Origin of the sequence: Pseudomonas sp. AF03-9, from assembly GCF_020515815.1 — a bacterium.
GTDB lineage: Bacteria > Pseudomonadota > Gammaproteobacteria > Pseudomonadales > Pseudomonadaceae > Aquipseudomonas.
In genome coordinates this window covers 61,869-75,672 of the sequence record NZ_JAHPJF010000001.1, presented here as the reverse complement: position 1 = coordinate 75,672, position 13,804 = coordinate 61,869, and the positions used below count along the sequence as shown (strand labels likewise).

Below are 13,804 nucleotides of genomic sequence, written 5' to 3'. Positions count from 1 at the left end.
TTTCTCTGCTTCAATCAGGGCTCACGATTCTATAAAGGCAGGTTTACGCCATGGACATCTCTGGAAGCAGCGCGTTTTATTCGGGACTGAGCACCATTCAGGCCGGGCAGAACCGTGTCGACCAGGCCGCCGGCAAGATCGCCAGCGCGGCGACGACCCAGCCATCGGATGCACAGCTTGATCGCCTGCGCGCCAACGACCGGGCCCAGCCGTCGAATTCGGCGAGCAATATGGTCGAGATGGCTGAAGGCAAGTTTCAGGTGGAGCTGGGCGCCAAAGTCGCCAAGGCTTCGGATGAAATGCTCGGCACCTTGATCGATACCTTCGCTTGACCCCTCTCTTCCCAGGCGTGCTGGCTCTTCTGGGGGAGTTGGCTTGCCTGCGATAGCTTCTACTTTTTCGTCCTGATGCACCGCGGCGCCTGCATCGCAGGCAAGCCAGCTCCCACATTTGTTCTGCGCCAACCCTCTGAACTTCTACACTTTCCTGTGCAGTGGCATCTCGCCACGTGCGCTGTCGTGCGCGGCATTGATTTGCCGCATGACAAACGGCGTCTTGACATCCCCAAGTCGTAAACGTATGTTTCAAACACCTGTTTGACCGCCACAACAATTCCACGCGGTTGTTCATTCCAGATACATCAGCAGAGGTTTATCGCTATGCCTGACTACAAGGCCCCCTTGCGTGATATTCGCTTCGTTCGTGACGAACTGCTTGGCTATGAAGCGCACTATCAGAGCCTGCCGGCTTGCCAGGACGCTACCCCGGACATGGTTGACGCCATCCTTGAGGAAGGCGCCAAGTTTTGTGAGCAAGTGCTGGCCCCGTTGAACCGCGTGGGTGACATCGAAGGGTGCACCTGGAGTGAGTCTGGCGTTAAAACCCCTACTGGTTTCAAAGAAGCCTATAAACAATTCGTCGAAGGCGGCTGGCCAAGCCTGGCCCACGACGTAGAGCACGGTGGCCAAGGCCTGCCGGAATCCCTGGGCCTGGCCGTGAGCGAAATGGTTGGCACCGCCAACTGGTCGTGGGGCATGTACCCAGGCCTGTCCCACGGTGCGATGAACACCATTTCCGAGCACGGCACCCCCGAGCAGCAAGAGGCTTACCTGACCAAACTGGTGTCGGGTGAATGGACCGGCACCATGTGCCTGACCGAGCCACACTGCGGTACCGACCTGGGCATGCTGCGCACCAAGGCCGAGCCTCAGGCGGACGGTTCCTACAAGGTCTCCGGCACCAAGATCTTCATCTCGGCCGGTGAACACGACATGGCCGACAACATCGTCCACATCGTACTGGCCCGCCTGCCGGACGCTCCGGCTGGCACCAAAGGCATCTCGCTGTTTATCGTGCCGAAGTTCCTGCCCAACGCCGATGGCTCGATCGGCACGCGCAACGCGGTGAGCTGTGGCTCGCTGGAACACAAGATGGGCATCCACGGCAACGCCACCTGTGTGATGAACTTCGACCAGGCCACCGGTTTCCTGATCGGCCCGGCGAACAAAGGCCTGAACTGCATGTTCACCTTTATGAACACCGCTCGCCTGGGGACCGCGCTGCAAGGCCTGTCCCACGCCGAGATCGGCTTCCAGGGCGGCCTGAAATATGCCCGTGATCGCCTGCAAATGCGCTCCCTGACCGGCCCGAAAGCGCCGGAAAAGGCCGCTGACCCGATCATCGTGCACCCTGACGTGCGTCGCATGCTGCTGACCATGAAAGCCTTCGCCGAAGGCAACCGTGCGATGGTGTACTTCACCGCCAAGCAAGTGGACATCGTCAAGTACGGCACCGACGACGAAGCCAAGAAACAGGCCGACGGCCTGCTGGCCTTCATGACTCCTATCGCCAAGGCGTTCATGACCGAAGTCGGTTTCGAGTCCGCCAACCACGGCGTGCAGATCTACGGCGGCCACGGCTTCATTGCCGAGTGGGGCATGGAGCAGAACGTGCGCGACAGCCGCATTTCGATGCTGTACGAAGGCACCACGGGTATCCAGGCTCTCGACCTGCTGGGCCGTAAAGTGCTGATGACCCAAGGCGAAGCGCTCAAGGGCTTCACCAAGATCGTGCACAAGTTCTGCCAGGCCAACGAGGGCAACGAAGCGGTCAAAGAGTTCGTCGCACCGCTGGCTGCACTGAACAAAGAGTGGGGCGAGTTGACCATGAAGGTCGGCATGGCCGCGATGAAAGACCGCGAAGAAGTCGGCGCCGCCTCGGTGGACTACCTGATGTACTCCGGTTATGCGTGCCTGGCTTACTTCTGGGCCGACATGGCGCGCCTGGCGGCTGAGAAACTGGCGGCCGGCACCTCCGAAGAAGCGTTCTACACGGCCAAGCTGCAGACGGCGCGCTTCTACTTCCAGCGCATCCTGCCGCGTACCCGTACCCACGTGGCCACCATGCTGTCGGGCGCCAACAACCTGATGGACATGAAAGAAGAAGACTTCGGCCTGGCTTACTAAGCCTTACCGGGTCACTTCCTGAGCCGCCGCTTCCTACCGGAAGCGGCGGCTTTTTTTGGGCAATAAAAAACCACAGTACAGCGCTCAGGGATTGCCGTTGGCTGCCGTTAAAGTGATGGCAATGTGATACATGCGTGCCAGGTTATGCTTAACTGTTCGCGCAGAGGCACAGTGCCATCATTCTTTTGCGGGTCGGAGTTTTACCCTTGTCACGCGTGTCCGCTGTACGGTTCAGTCATTTCCTACCTTCGTTGCTGCTGTTGCTGGCCGGGCTCTCGGCTGCGTACGTCAAGGACCTCAACGTCTTCTTTACCTCGCTGTTCAACGTGCTGCCGACCCTGGTGCTGTTGCTCGGCGGTTCGTATTGCGCGGTGTATCGACGCCAGCGCGAACTGTTTCTGATGATCACGGTGTATATCGCCTACTTCCTGCTCGATACCCAGACCGACTACTACCGCGACAATGGCCGCGTGCGTGAAGACGCCGCCGTGGTGTTCCATTTGTGTTGCCTGCTCTTGCCGCTGTTGTTCAGCATCTATGCGTTATGGCAGGAAAAAACCCACCTGTTCCGCGACCTGGTCGCACGCTGTGCTGTGTTGCTTGCCGTAGGCAGTGTCGCGTTGGCGTTGGAGCAAAGTTATCCCCAGGCGCTGTTGAACTGGCTGGCAGAGATCCGCTGGCCGGCGTTGCATGGGGCCTGGATGAGCCTGATCCAGTTGTCGTACCCGATGTTCCTGATCGGCTTCCTGACCCTGGTGGCGCAATACTGGTATCAGCCACGCCCGCTGCACGCCGCGCAACTGGTGGGATTTATCGGTTTGTTCTGGATGCTGCCACAAACCTTCATCCTGCCGTTCACCCTCAACATCATGTGCAGCCAGGTGATGCTGATGATCGCTGCGGGTGTAGCCCACGAGGCCTATCAAATGGCCTTCCGTGACGAACTGACCGGCCTGCCCGGACGGCGTGCGCTGAACGAACGCATGCAGCGCCTGGGGCGCAACTACGTGCTGGCGATGACCGACGTTGATCACTTCAAGCGCTTCAACGACACCCACGGCCACGACGTGGGTGATCAGGTGCTGCGCCTGGTGGCGAGCAAGCTGGCCAAGGTCAACGGTGGCGGTCGCGCCTACCGGTATGGTGGTGAAGAGTTCGCCGTGGTGTTTGCCGGCAAGAGCCTGGATGAGTGCATGCCGCATCTGGAAGAAATCCGCGAGATCATCGCCAACTACGACATCAAACTGCGCAACCCGGATCGTCCCCAGGACGATCAGCAAGGGCGCCAACGGCGGGTGGGCAATGGCGCCAGCAGTGTCTCGGTAACCGTCAGCATCGGCGTGGCCGAGCGTCAGGCTGAGCAACGCACCAGCGAAGAAGTGCTCAAGTCTGCCGACCAGGCGCTGTACGCCGCCAAGGGCGCAGGGCGCAATTGCGTGATCGCGGCCGGGCAGACCCGGCGTGGCGCCGTGCGCACGCAAAGCGCTGCCGGTTGAGTAATGGCGCTGTATTCAGCAGCGCTACAGTGATTGTCCGAGGGCTTGGCCGGCAGTAGGTTGAAGCGATCTGCTGCCGGAGACATTGCCATGCCTGACTACAAAGCTCCCCTGCGCGACATGCGCTTTCTGATCGACAACGTGTTTGATTTCCACGGCCACTACGCCGCGTTGGGCGCGACGGATGCCAGCCCCGACATGGTCAGTGCGATCCTCGAAGAAGGCGCCAAATTCTGCGAAAACGTGCTCGCGCCGCTCAACCGCAGCGGTGATGAAGAAGGCTGCCATTTCGACAACGGCGTCGTCACCACGCCCAAGGGGTTCAAGGAAGCGTTCGCCCAGTATGTCGAAGGCGGCTGGCACGGCGTGGCGGCGGACCCGGCCTTCGGCGGCCAAGGCTTGCCGCAGTCCCTGGGCCTGGTGCTCAGTGAGATGATCGGCTCCAGCAATACCTCGTGGGGCATGTACCCGGGGCTGACGCATGGCGCGATGTCAGCGATCCACGCCCATGGCACTGCGCAACAGAAAGACACCTTCCTGACTAAGCTCACCGCCGGCGAATGGACCGGCACCATGTGCCTCACCGAAGCCCATTGCGGCACCGACCTGGGCCTGATCAATACCCGCGCCGTGCCCCAGGCGGACGGCAGCTATGCGCTGACCGGCAGCAAGATCTTCATCTCGGCCGGCGAGCACGACATGAGCGCCAATATCATCCACTTGGTGCTGGCCAAGCTGCCGGATGCGCCGGCGGGCACCAAGGGCATCTCGTTGTTTATCGTGCCCAAGTTCCATGCCGATTCCGGCGAGCGCAACGCGGTGCATTGCGGCTCTATCGAACACAAGATGGGTATCAAGGGCTCGGCCACCTGCGTGCTGAATTTCGACGGGGCCAAGGGCTTCCTGATCGGCGAGGCGAACAAGGGCCTCAACTGCATGTTCACCATGATGAACCATGCGCGCCTGGGCACCGGTATGCAGGGGTTGTGCAACGGCGAGGCGAGTTACCAGGGCGCGATCAAATACGCCAACGATCGCCTGCAGATGCGCTCTTTGACCGGCGCCAAGGCCCCGGACAAAGCCGCCGACCCGATCATCGTGCACCCCGACGTGCGGCGCATGTTACTGACCATGAAGGCCTTCAACGAAGGCAACCGGGCGCTGACCTACTTCACTGCGCAATTGCTCGACACCGCGCACCTGAGCAGCGACGCCGCGCAACGCCAGGAGGCCGAAGACCTGTTGGCGTTCCTCACGCCGATCTGCAAAGCCTTTATGACCGACACCGGCCTTGAAGTGACCAACCACGGCATGCAGATCTTTGGCGGCCATGGCTACATTCGCGAATGGGGCATGGAGCAACTGGCGCGGGATGCACGGATTGCGCCGATCTATGAAGGCACCAACGGCATCCAGGCCCTCGATTTGCTGGGGCGTAAAGTGCTGGGTAGCCAGGGCAAGTTGCTGCGCGGGTTTACCAGGATTGTGCATAAGTTTTGCGCGGCGAATGCCGAGCATGCCCAGCTCAAGGCCTATGTGGCGCAACTCAATCAACTCAATGGGGAATGGGGCGAGCTGACGACCAAAGTGGGCATGGCGGCCATGAAGAATCCCGACGAAGTCGGCGCAGCGGCGGTGGATTACTTGATGTACAGCGGTTACATCGTGCTCGCCTATCTGTGGCTGCGCATGGCGGTTGCCGCCCAAGCGCAGGTCGAGGATGCCGCGTTCGCCCAAGCCAAACTGGCCACCTGCGACTTCTACTTCAAGCGCCTGCTGCCCCGCACCGCCACCCACCGCGCCGCCGTGGAAGCGGGCAGCGAATGCCTGATGAGTCTGCCTGCGGAGGCATTTGCGTTGTGATGACTTAAAAATACCAGCCAGTCACAAGTGGACCCTATGTGTCTGAAAAGTTGTTCGGGTACACTCGGAGCCTGTAAAACCGACCCTTACCGAATTACCTTTCACGTTCTCACGAGGTTTGCCATGGCTGATTACAAAGCGCCGCTGCGTGATATGCGCTTCGTCCTCAACGAAGTCTTTGAGGTCGCCGACATTTGGGCTCAGTTGCCGGCATTGGCAGACACCGTTGATGCCGAAACCGTAGAGGCAATCCTCGAAGAAGCCGGCAAAGTCACTGCCAAATCCATCGCCCCGCTTAGCCGTGGTGGCGATGAGCAGGGTTGCCGTTGGCAAGACACAGCGGTGTTTACCCCGGATGGTTATCCGCAGGCTTATAAAACCTACGCTGAAGGTGGCTGGGTGGGTGTAGGCGGTGATCCGGCGTTCGGTGGCATGGGCATGCCCAAGGCGGTCTCGGCCCAGGTTGAAGAGATGATCAACTCGTCGAGCCTGGCGTTTGGCCTGTACCCGATGCTGACGTCCGGCGCCTGTGTCTCCATCAATACCCACGCCAGTGAAGAACTCAAGGCCACCTACCTGCCGAAGATGTACTCCGGTGAGTGGGCCGGTTCCATGTGCCTGACCGAAGCCCATGCCGGTACGGACCTGGGGATTATTCGCACGAAAGCCGAGCCGCAAGCGGACGGTTCCTACACGATCAGCGGCACCAAGATCTTTATCACCGGCGGCGAACACGACCTGACCGAAAACATCATCCACCTGGTGCTGGCCAAGCTGCCGGACGCGCCGGCCGGTCCCAAGGGCATCTCGTTGTTCCTGGTGCCGAAGTTCATGGTGAATGCCGATGGCAGCCTGGGTGCGCGCAACCTGGTGAGCTGTGGCTCGATCGAGCACAAGATGGGCATCCAGGCGTCCGCGACCTGCGTGATGAACTTCGACCAGGCCGTGGGTTATCTGGTGGGCGAGCCGAACCGTGGCCTGGCGGCGATGTTCACCATGATGAACTACGAGCGTCTGGGGGTGGGTATCCAGGGCCTGGCGTCCGGTGAGCGCTCGTATCAGAACGCGATTGAATATGCGCGTGACCGCCTGCAAAGCCGTGCGCCGACCGGTGCCCAGGCCAAGGACAAGGTGGCCGATCCGATCATCGTCCACCCGGACGTGCGTCGCATGCTGCTGACCATGAAGGCCGCGAACGAAGGCGGTCGCGCGTTCTCCACCTACGTGGCGACGCAGTTGGACATCGCCAAGTTCAGCGAAGACCCGGCTGCCCGCGAGCGTGCGGATAACCTGGTGGCCTTGCTGACCCCGGTGGCCAAGGCGTTCTTGAGCGACCTTGGCCTGGAAACCACCGTGCTCGGCCAGCAAGTGTTCGGCGGCCACGGCTATATCCGCGAGTGGGGCCAGGAGCAACTGGTGCGTGACGTGCGCATCACCCAGATCTACGAAGGCACCAACGGCATCCAGGCGCTGGACCTGATGGGGCGCAAAATTGTTGGCAGTGGTGGGGCGTTCTACACCTTGTTCGCTGACGAGATCCGCGCATTTATTGCCTCGGCCGCCGGCGAGTTGGCGGAGTTCACCAAGCCGCTGAGTGTGGCGGTCGACACTCTGGACGAACTGACGGCGTGGGTGCTGGATCGCGCGAAAACCAACCCGAATGAAATCGGTGCGGCGTCGGTGGAGTATTTGCATGCATTTGGATACATGGCCTACGCCTATATGTGGGCGCGCATGGCAAAGGCGGCGTTGGGCAAAGAGGCTGAGGAGGCCTTCTACGCCAGCAAGCTGGGGACTGCGCGCTTCTACTTTGCCCGCCTGCTGCCGCGTATCCAGTCGCTGAACGCGTCGGTAAAGGCCGGTAGTGAATCGCTGTTCCTGTTGGATGAGGCGCTGTTTTAAGGGGAGAGGGCGTGTAAGTATTCTCTTACATGACGTGCTGCTATTCGTCCTCTATCGCCAAATTGGATCCACAGTTAATCTACTTCACATGGACGTCGCGCAGGAAGCGCAAAGCAACAACACGGACACGTAGGATTCTGCCAGGATGGCGGAGTGAAATGGATGTCAGGGAAACAGTCTGCAAAGCCCCGCTTCGGCGGGGTTTTCTTTTGCCCGCGAAAAAGTCAGGCGCTTGCCTGCGGCGCATTCATCACGTCTTCCAGCAACGTGCGCAACAGCGCTACCGTCGCCTGCTGGCGTTGCGCATCACGGCACACCAAACCGACTTTCAACGGCACCCTGGGTTCGCTCAAGGGTTTCCATAGCAGTGCCTTGCTGTTGTGTTCGTCTTGGGAGCGGCCCGGCAGTACCGTCGCCAGTTTGGTGTGGGGCAGGCTGTCGAGAATCCCCACCATGGTGTTCAGCTCGGCCTGCACCTGCGGGCGCCGTCCGAGGTTGGCCAACTGGCCCTGCCAGATTTGTCTGACCTGAAACTCTTCCCCCAGCAGCAACATCGGCAACTCGGCCGCCTGTTTCAGCGAGACTTTCTTGAATTCCCGCAACGGGTGATCCTCGGGGATGACCACCTTCAACTCATCTTCATACAACAGTGCGCCGTGCAGGCCCGGCTGTCGTGGCGGCAGGTAGCTGATGCCGATGTCTAGCGAGCCATTGAGCAGTCGCCGCTCAATCTCCAGCCCGGTCAACTCGTAAATCTGCACCACCAGGTGTGGCTGGGCCTTGCGCACCCGTTCGAGCATTTGCGGGACCAGGCTGGTGTGCACGGTTTGCAGCACACCGATGGCCAAGGTGCGCATGGCCTGGCCCTTGAAGTTGCGCAAGGCTTCGACGGCTTGCTGCATGCCATCGATCAACGGCAACGCGTGGTTGTACAGGGTGTGTGCGGCGAGGGTCGGCAGCAGGCGTTTGCTGCTGCGTTCGAACAGGCTCACGTCGAGGTTTTGTTCCAACTGGCGGATCTGCTGGGACAACGCCGGCTGGGAGATCGACAGACGCTCCGCGGCACGGCCGACGTGGCCTTCCTCATACACCGCGACGAAATAACGCAGTTGCTTGAAATCCATAAGATTTGCTTATCGAAAAAGCTGGAAAATCGAAATGGCCGTTGGCCCCCGGGGCGCCTAGTCTAGCGCCTATTCGCAGGGCTTACAGGGCCAGATCGGGCAATGAATAGCGTTTATTTAGATAGCGTTTACATAGGCAAGGCAAAAAACCTCAAGGCACTGTTGCTCGGTCGCACCGACCAAGGTCCGGTTGCTATTGGGGGTGAGGTGTGAACCTGTTCAATATGCGCCGCCCGACGCCCAGCCTGGATGACCTGATTTTGGACGAGTCGCGTGATGATGCGTCGAGCGAATCCTTGATGCCCACCGTGGCGCGTCCACCGCAAGTGTTCGTACGCGGCCAGGGCTCCTGGCTGTGGGACAGCGACGAGCGTGCCTACCTGGATTTCAGCCAAGGCAATGCTGCCAACAGCCTCGGCCACAGCCCACAGGTGTTGATCAAGGCCCTGGCCGACCAGACCCAGGCGCTGATCAACCCGGGCAACGGCCTGCATAACCGTGCTCAACTCAACCTCGCCGAACGGCTCTGCCATCGTACCGGCAGCGACCAGGCCTACCTGCTCAACAGTGGCGCGGAAGCCTGTGAGGCGGCGATCAAGCTGGCGCGCAAATGGGGCCAACTGCATCGCGGTGGCGCCTACCGCATCATCAGTGCCAGCGGCGGTTGCCATGGGCGCAGCTTCGCGGCGATGTCGGCTTCGGCCGGTGGTCCGGACAATCGTTTTGAACCGCAACTGCCAGGCTTCAGCCATGTGCCTTTCAACGACCTGCCGGCCCTGCACGCCGCAGTCGATGCGCAAACCGTGGCCATCCTGCTCGAACCCATCCAGGGCGAAGCCGGCGTGATCCCGGCCACCGAGCACTACCTCAAGGGTGTCGAGCGCCTGTGTCGTGAACTGGGCATCCTGCTGATCCTGGACGAAGTACAAACCGGCCTTGGCCGTTGCGGCACCCTGCTTGCCGAACAGCAATACGGCGTACGCGCCGACATCATCACCCTGGGTAAAGGCCTGGGCGGCGGCGTGCCCCTGGCGGCGCTGTTGGCCCGGGGCAAAGCCTGTTGCTTCGAGTTGGGCGAGCTGGACGGCACCCATCATGGCAACGCGTTGATGGCCTCAGCCGGCATGGCGGTGCTTGATACGGTGCTGGAGCACGGCTTCCTTGAACATGTACGTGAAGCCGGCTTGCATCTGGGCGAAGGCCTTGCCCGCCTGGCCTACCGCTACGACCACGGCCAACTGCGCGGCCACGGCCTGATGTGGGGCCTGACCTTGTCGGATGATTCTGCAGATGCAGTGGTAAAAGCTGCGCTGCACGAAGGCCTGATCCTCAACGCCCCGCAACCCAATTGCCTGCGCTTTACCCCGGCGTTGACCGTCAGCAAAGGCAACATCGACGAAATGCTCCTGCGCCTGGCGCGCGCTTTCTCCCGCGTGCGTACTGCGCAGTTGCAATGCCGCAAGGGCATCGCCGTTTAACCCCAATTTCCTGAACCGTCTCGCGGTATACGCGGCGCCTCCAGCCTGATTCTTTTGGCTGGGGGCGTTTTTTTGTGTACGTCGGTATAGATGGCTCTAAGCCAGATCCCACTGAACCCTCACGAACCCCCAAGGTCGATTAGCTACACGGCTCACACGAGCCGATTTTCTGGAGCTGACCCATGGATTTCATTCGTATCCTCATCGCCATCCTGCTGCCGCCACTGGGCGTGTTCCTGCAAGTGGGCTTCGCCGGCGCGTTCTGGCTGAATATTCTGCTGACCCTGTGCGGCTACTTCCCCGGCATCATTCACGCGGTATACATCATCGCCAAGCGCTGAGGCCGTCAGCTTTTGGCGATGAGGCGTGAGTTGCGCTCGTTGCGAAACGCCAGCTGTTCGATGGTCTGGGTGGCGTGTTCGGCATCTTCGCGCGCTTGAAGGATGATGCCGTGCTGCTCGGATTTGCTGCACACCGGGTCGGCGTTGCTCGCGTCGCCGGTGAGCATGAATGCCTGGCAGCGGCAGCCACCGAAGTCCTTTTCTTTTTCATCGCATGAACGGCACGGCTCGGGCATCCAGTCGTAGCCGCGAAAGCGGTTGAAGCCGAACGAGTCGTACCAGATGTGTTGCATGCTGTGGTCGCGCACATTCGGAAATTGCACCGGCATCTGTCGGGCGCCGTGGCAGGGCAGGGCGGTGCCGTCTGGCGTCACTGTCAGAAAAATACTGCCCCAGCCGTTCATGCAGGCTTTCGGGCGTTCTTCGTAGTAATCCGGGGTAACGAAGATCAGCTTGCACGGGTGGCCTTCGGCTTCGAGCTTGGCGCGGTATTCATTGGTGATGCGTTCGGCGCGTACCAGTTGTTCCTTGGTCGGCAACAAACCCACACGATTGAGCTGCGCCCAGCCGTAGAACTGGCAGGTGGCGAGCTCAACGAAGTCTGCCTCCAGCGCGATACACAGCTCAATGATGCGGTCGATCTTGTCGATATTGTGCCGGTGGGTAACGAAGTTCAGCACCATCGGGTAGCCGTGGGCTTTCACCGCCCGGGCCATCTCCAGTTTTTGCGCGAAGGCTTTTTTCGAGCCGGCCAGCAGGTTGTTCACCTGCTCGTCGCTGGCCTGGAAGCTGATCTGGATATGGTCCAGGCCAGCCTTCTTGAAGTCGCTGATCTTCTGCTCGGTCAGGCCGATGCCGGAGGTGATCAGGTTGGTGTAGAACCCCAGCTTGCGCGCTTCGGCGATCAGCTCGGCGAGGTCCTGGCGCACCAGCGGTTCACCGCCGGAAAACCCCAGCTGTGCTGCGCCCATTTCCCGCGCCTCGCGAAACACCTTGAACCACTGCTCGGTGCTCAGTTCCTTGCCCTGCTCGGCGAAATCCAACGGGTTGGAGCAATACGGGCATTGCAGCGGGCAGCGGTAGGTCAGCTCGGCGAGCAGCCACAGCGGCAGGCCGATCGGCGGTTTTTCAGGCAAGGGTGATCCAGTGTTCTGCACGGGCGACCTCCATGAATTGCTCGATGTCGTCACCCAGCTCAGGTACGCCGGGGAACTGCTTATCCAGCTCGGCGATGATCGCCGCCACGTCGCGCTCGCCGTCGATCAGGCCGCCGATCAGCGCAGCGCTGTCGTTGAGCTTGATCATGCCTTCGGGGTAGAGCAACACATGGCCCTTTTGCGCGGGCTCGTACTGGTAGCGGTAGCCCTGGCGCCAGGTCGGTTTCTTGCTGCGATCAAAGCTCATAGGGCGATCCCTTTATGCCAAACCCGCTGGTCGGTCACGCTGTGATACGGCGGGCGCTTGAGTTCGTAGGCCATGCTCATGGCGTCCAGCATGCTCCACAAAATATCCAGTTTGAACTGGAGTATTTCCAGCATGCGCTCCTGGCCTTCGCGGGTGGTGTAGTGCTGCAAGGTGATCGCCAAACCGTGTTCCACATCCCGGCGGGCCTGGCCCAGGCGGGTGCGGAAATATTCGTAGCCGGTCGGGTCGATCCACGGGTAATGCTGCGGCCAGCTGTCGAGGCGCGACTGGTGGATCTGCGGCGCGAACAGCTCGGTCAGCGAACTGCTGGCGGCTTCCTGCCAGCTGGCGCGACGGGCAAAGTTGACGTAGGCGTCGACCGCAAAGCGTACGCCGGGCAGTACCAATTCCTGCGAGCGCAGTTGGTCGGGATCGAGACCGACGGCCTGCCCCAGGCGCAGCCAGGCTTCGATGCCGCCGTCTTCACCGGGGGCGCCGTCGTGGTCGAGCAGGCGCTGGATCCATTCGCGGCGGATCTCGCGGTCAGGGCAGTTGGCCAGGATCGCCGCGTCTTTGAGCGGAATATTCACTTGATAGTAGAAACGGTTGGCGACCCAGCCCTGGATCTGCTCGCGACTTGCGCGGCCTTCGTACATCGCCACGTGGTACGGGTGATGGATATGGTAGAAGGCGCCCTTGGCACGCAGGGCGGCTTCGAATTCGGCGGTGGTCAACGGCGTATCAGTCATTTCGATCGCTCCTACAATTCAATGCTCATGCCGTCGTAAGCCACTTCGACATTACGCCGCACCAGCTCGGCTCGCTCGGGGGAGTCTTCATCGAGGATCGGGTTGGTGTTGTTGATGTGGATAAGCACTTTGCGCTGCTCTGGCAGTTGTTCCAGCACTTGCAGCATGCCGCCGGGGCCGTTCTGCGCCAGATGACCCATTTCGCGGCCGGTGCGGGTGCCGACGCCACGGCGCTGCATTTCATCGTCGTCCCACATTGTGCCGTCCACCAGCAGGCAGTCGCTGCCGGCCATGATCTCCAGCAGTGGTGCGTCGACCTTGCCCAGGCCGGGGGCATAGAACAGCTTGCCGCCGGTGCGCAGGTCTTCGACGATCAGGCCGATATTGTCGCCCGGGTGCGGGTCGAAGCGGTGCGGTGAGTAGGGCGGTGCAGCGCTGCGCAGTGGCAGCGGGGTGAACCGCAGGTTGGGGCAGGCCGGGATGCTGAAGCTGGTGTCCAGCTCGATGCGGTTCCAGGCCAGGCCGCCGTTCCAGTGGGTAAGCATGGGGAACAGCGGGAAGCCGGTGCTGAGATCTTCGTGGACCATGTCGGTGCACCACACCTGGTGCGGGCAGCCTTCGCGCAGGCTCAGCAGGCCGGTGGTGTGGTCGATCTGGCTGTCCATCAGGATGATGGCGCTGATGCCGGTGTCGCGTAGCGCACGGCCGGGCTGCATCGGCGCAAAGCCTTGCAGTTGCGCGCGAATATCCGGCGAGGCGTTGCACAGCACCCAATTCACGCCATCGTCGGAGATGGCGATGGACGATTGGGTACGTGCCTGGGCCCGCAAGCTGCCATCACGAAAACCTGCGCAGTTGGCGCAGTTGCAGTTCCACTGTGGGAAACCACCGCCGGCGGCGGAACCTAGAATCTGGACAAACATGGTAGCTCCCAAGCAAAGCTCAAAACAAAAACGCCCCGGGCGGGCCGAGGCGTTGTAGT

Annotated in this window: 12 protein-coding genes; 7 read left to right on the top strand and 5 right to left on the bottom strand. The window is 61.0% G+C overall.

Annotation, left to right across the window (positions count from 1 at the left end; genetic code table 11):
- The first annotated feature begins 50 nt into the window (after positions 1–50).
- The 5 genes from LIY36_RS00340 to LIY36_RS00320 all read left to right on the top strand — a co-directional run bounded on the left by LIY36_RS00340 (position 51) and on the right by LIY36_RS00320 (position 7,726).
- Positions 51–332, top strand: a complete 282-nt coding sequence (locus tag LIY36_RS00340; protein WP_192299828.1) for a pyrroloquinoline quinone biosynthesis protein PqqE — start codon at positions 51–53, stop codon at positions 330–332.
- 327 nt (positions 333–659) lie between these two features.
- Complete coding sequence (locus tag LIY36_RS00335; protein ID WP_226454472.1) at positions 660–2,465, top strand: phenylacyl-CoA dehydrogenase; 1,806 nt, start codon at positions 660–662, stop codon at positions 2,463–2,465.
- A 206-nt stretch (positions 2,466–2,671) separates the two neighbouring features.
- Entirely contained in the window at positions 2,672–3,961 is a 1,290-nt protein-coding gene (locus LIY36_RS00330; RefSeq protein ID WP_192299826.1) for a GGDEF domain-containing protein, read from the top strand.
- Positions 3,962–4,051: 90 nt separating this feature from the next.
- Positions 4,052–5,824 (top strand): acyl-CoA dehydrogenase C-terminal domain-containing protein, encoded by a 1,773-nt coding sequence (locus LIY36_RS00325; RefSeq protein ID WP_226454471.1) that lies wholly within the window; start codon positions 4,052–4,054, stop codon positions 5,822–5,824.
- Positions 5,825–5,947: 123 nt separating this feature from the next.
- Positions 5,948–7,726 carry an acyl-CoA dehydrogenase C-terminal domain-containing protein gene (locus tag LIY36_RS00320; protein WP_226454470.1) on the top strand — a complete coding sequence of 593 codons (1,779 nt, stop codon included), beginning with the start codon at positions 5,948–5,950 and terminating at the stop codon, positions 7,724–7,726.
- A 224-nt stretch (positions 7,727–7,950) separates the two neighbouring features.
- On the opposite strand, the gene LIY36_RS00315 is transcribed toward LIY36_RS00320, so the two are convergent.
- A complete protein-coding gene (locus LIY36_RS00315) occupies positions 7,951–8,850 on the bottom strand; it encodes a LysR family transcriptional regulator (protein ID WP_226454469.1) in 900 nt (299 codons plus the stop codon).
- Between the two features lie 209 nt (positions 8,851–9,059).
- On the opposite strand from LIY36_RS00315, the gene LIY36_RS00310 reads away from it, so the two are divergent.
- Together LIY36_RS00310 and LIY36_RS00305 are read left to right on the top strand one after the other, a co-directional pair.
- Positions 9,060–10,328 (top strand): aspartate aminotransferase family protein, encoded by a 1,269-nt coding sequence (locus tag LIY36_RS00310; protein ID WP_192299822.1) that lies wholly within the window; start codon positions 9,060–9,062, stop codon positions 10,326–10,328.
- Between the two features lie 182 nt (positions 10,329–10,510).
- Entirely contained in the window at positions 10,511–10,669 is a 159-nt protein-coding gene (locus tag LIY36_RS00305) for a YqaE/Pmp3 family membrane protein (protein WP_192299821.1), read from the top strand.
- A 5-nt stretch (positions 10,670–10,674) separates the two neighbouring features.
- On the opposite strand, the gene pqqE is transcribed toward LIY36_RS00305, so the two are convergent.
- From pqqE to pqqB, 4 genes are read right to left on the bottom strand one after another with little or no spacing between them, the layout of a single operon-like run.
- A complete protein-coding gene (gene pqqE, locus LIY36_RS00300) occupies positions 10,675–11,826 on the bottom strand; it encodes a pyrroloquinoline quinone biosynthesis protein PqqE (protein ID WP_192299820.1) in 1,152 nt (383 codons plus the stop codon).
- On the bottom strand, positions 11,798–12,073 hold the full coding sequence (gene pqqD / locus LIY36_RS00295) for a pyrroloquinoline quinone biosynthesis peptide chaperone PqqD (protein WP_003194772.1): 276 nt from the start codon (positions 12,071–12,073) through the stop codon (positions 11,798–11,800). The genes pqqE and pqqD overlap by 29 nt, the downstream gene beginning before the upstream one ends.
- The gene (gene pqqC, locus LIY36_RS00290) at positions 12,070–12,822 is read right to left on the bottom strand and encodes a pyrroloquinoline-quinone synthase PqqC (RefSeq protein WP_017739525.1); all 753 of its coding nucleotides are present in this window, start codon (positions 12,820–12,822) and stop codon (positions 12,070–12,072) included. Before pqqC ends, pqqD begins: the two co-directional genes overlap by 4 nt.
- An 11-nt stretch (positions 12,823–12,833) precedes the next feature.
- Positions 12,834–13,745: a pyrroloquinoline quinone biosynthesis protein PqqB gene (pqqB, locus tag LIY36_RS00285; RefSeq protein ID WP_192299819.1), complete on the bottom strand. Its 912-nt coding sequence runs from the start codon at positions 13,743–13,745 to the stop codon at positions 12,834–12,836.
- Between the last annotated feature and the right edge of the window lie 59 nt (positions 13,746–13,804).

Coding starts and splice junctions, on each gene's coding strand:
- LIY36_RS00340 (WP_192299828.1), top strand. CDS start 51: ATGGACATCTCTGGAAGCAGCGCGTTTTATTCGGGACTGAGCACCATT.
- LIY36_RS00335 (WP_226454472.1), top strand. CDS start 660: ATGCCTGACTACAAGGCCCCCTTGCGTGATATTCGCTTCGTTCGTGAC.
- LIY36_RS00325 (WP_226454471.1), top strand. CDS start 4,052: ATGCCTGACTACAAAGCTCCCCTGCGCGACATGCGCTTTCTGATCGAC.
- LIY36_RS00320 (WP_226454470.1), top strand. CDS start 5,948: ATGGCTGATTACAAAGCGCCGCTGCGTGATATGCGCTTCGTCCTCAAC.
- LIY36_RS00315 (WP_226454469.1), bottom strand. CDS start 8,850: ATGGATTTCAAGCAACTGCGTTATTTCGTCGCGGTGTATGAGGAAGGC.
- LIY36_RS00305 (WP_192299821.1), top strand. CDS start 10,511: ATGGATTTCATTCGTATCCTCATCGCCATCCTGCTGCCGCCACTGGGC.
- pqqD (WP_003194772.1), bottom strand. CDS start 12,073: ATGAGCTTTGATCGCAGCAAGAAACCGACCTGGCGCCAGGGCTACCGC.
- pqqC (WP_017739525.1), bottom strand. CDS start 12,822: ATGACTGATACGCCGTTGACCACCGCCGAATTCGAAGCCGCCCTGCGT.
- pqqB (WP_192299819.1), bottom strand. CDS start 13,745: ATGTTTGTCCAGATTCTAGGTTCCGCCGCCGGCGGTGGTTTCCCACAG.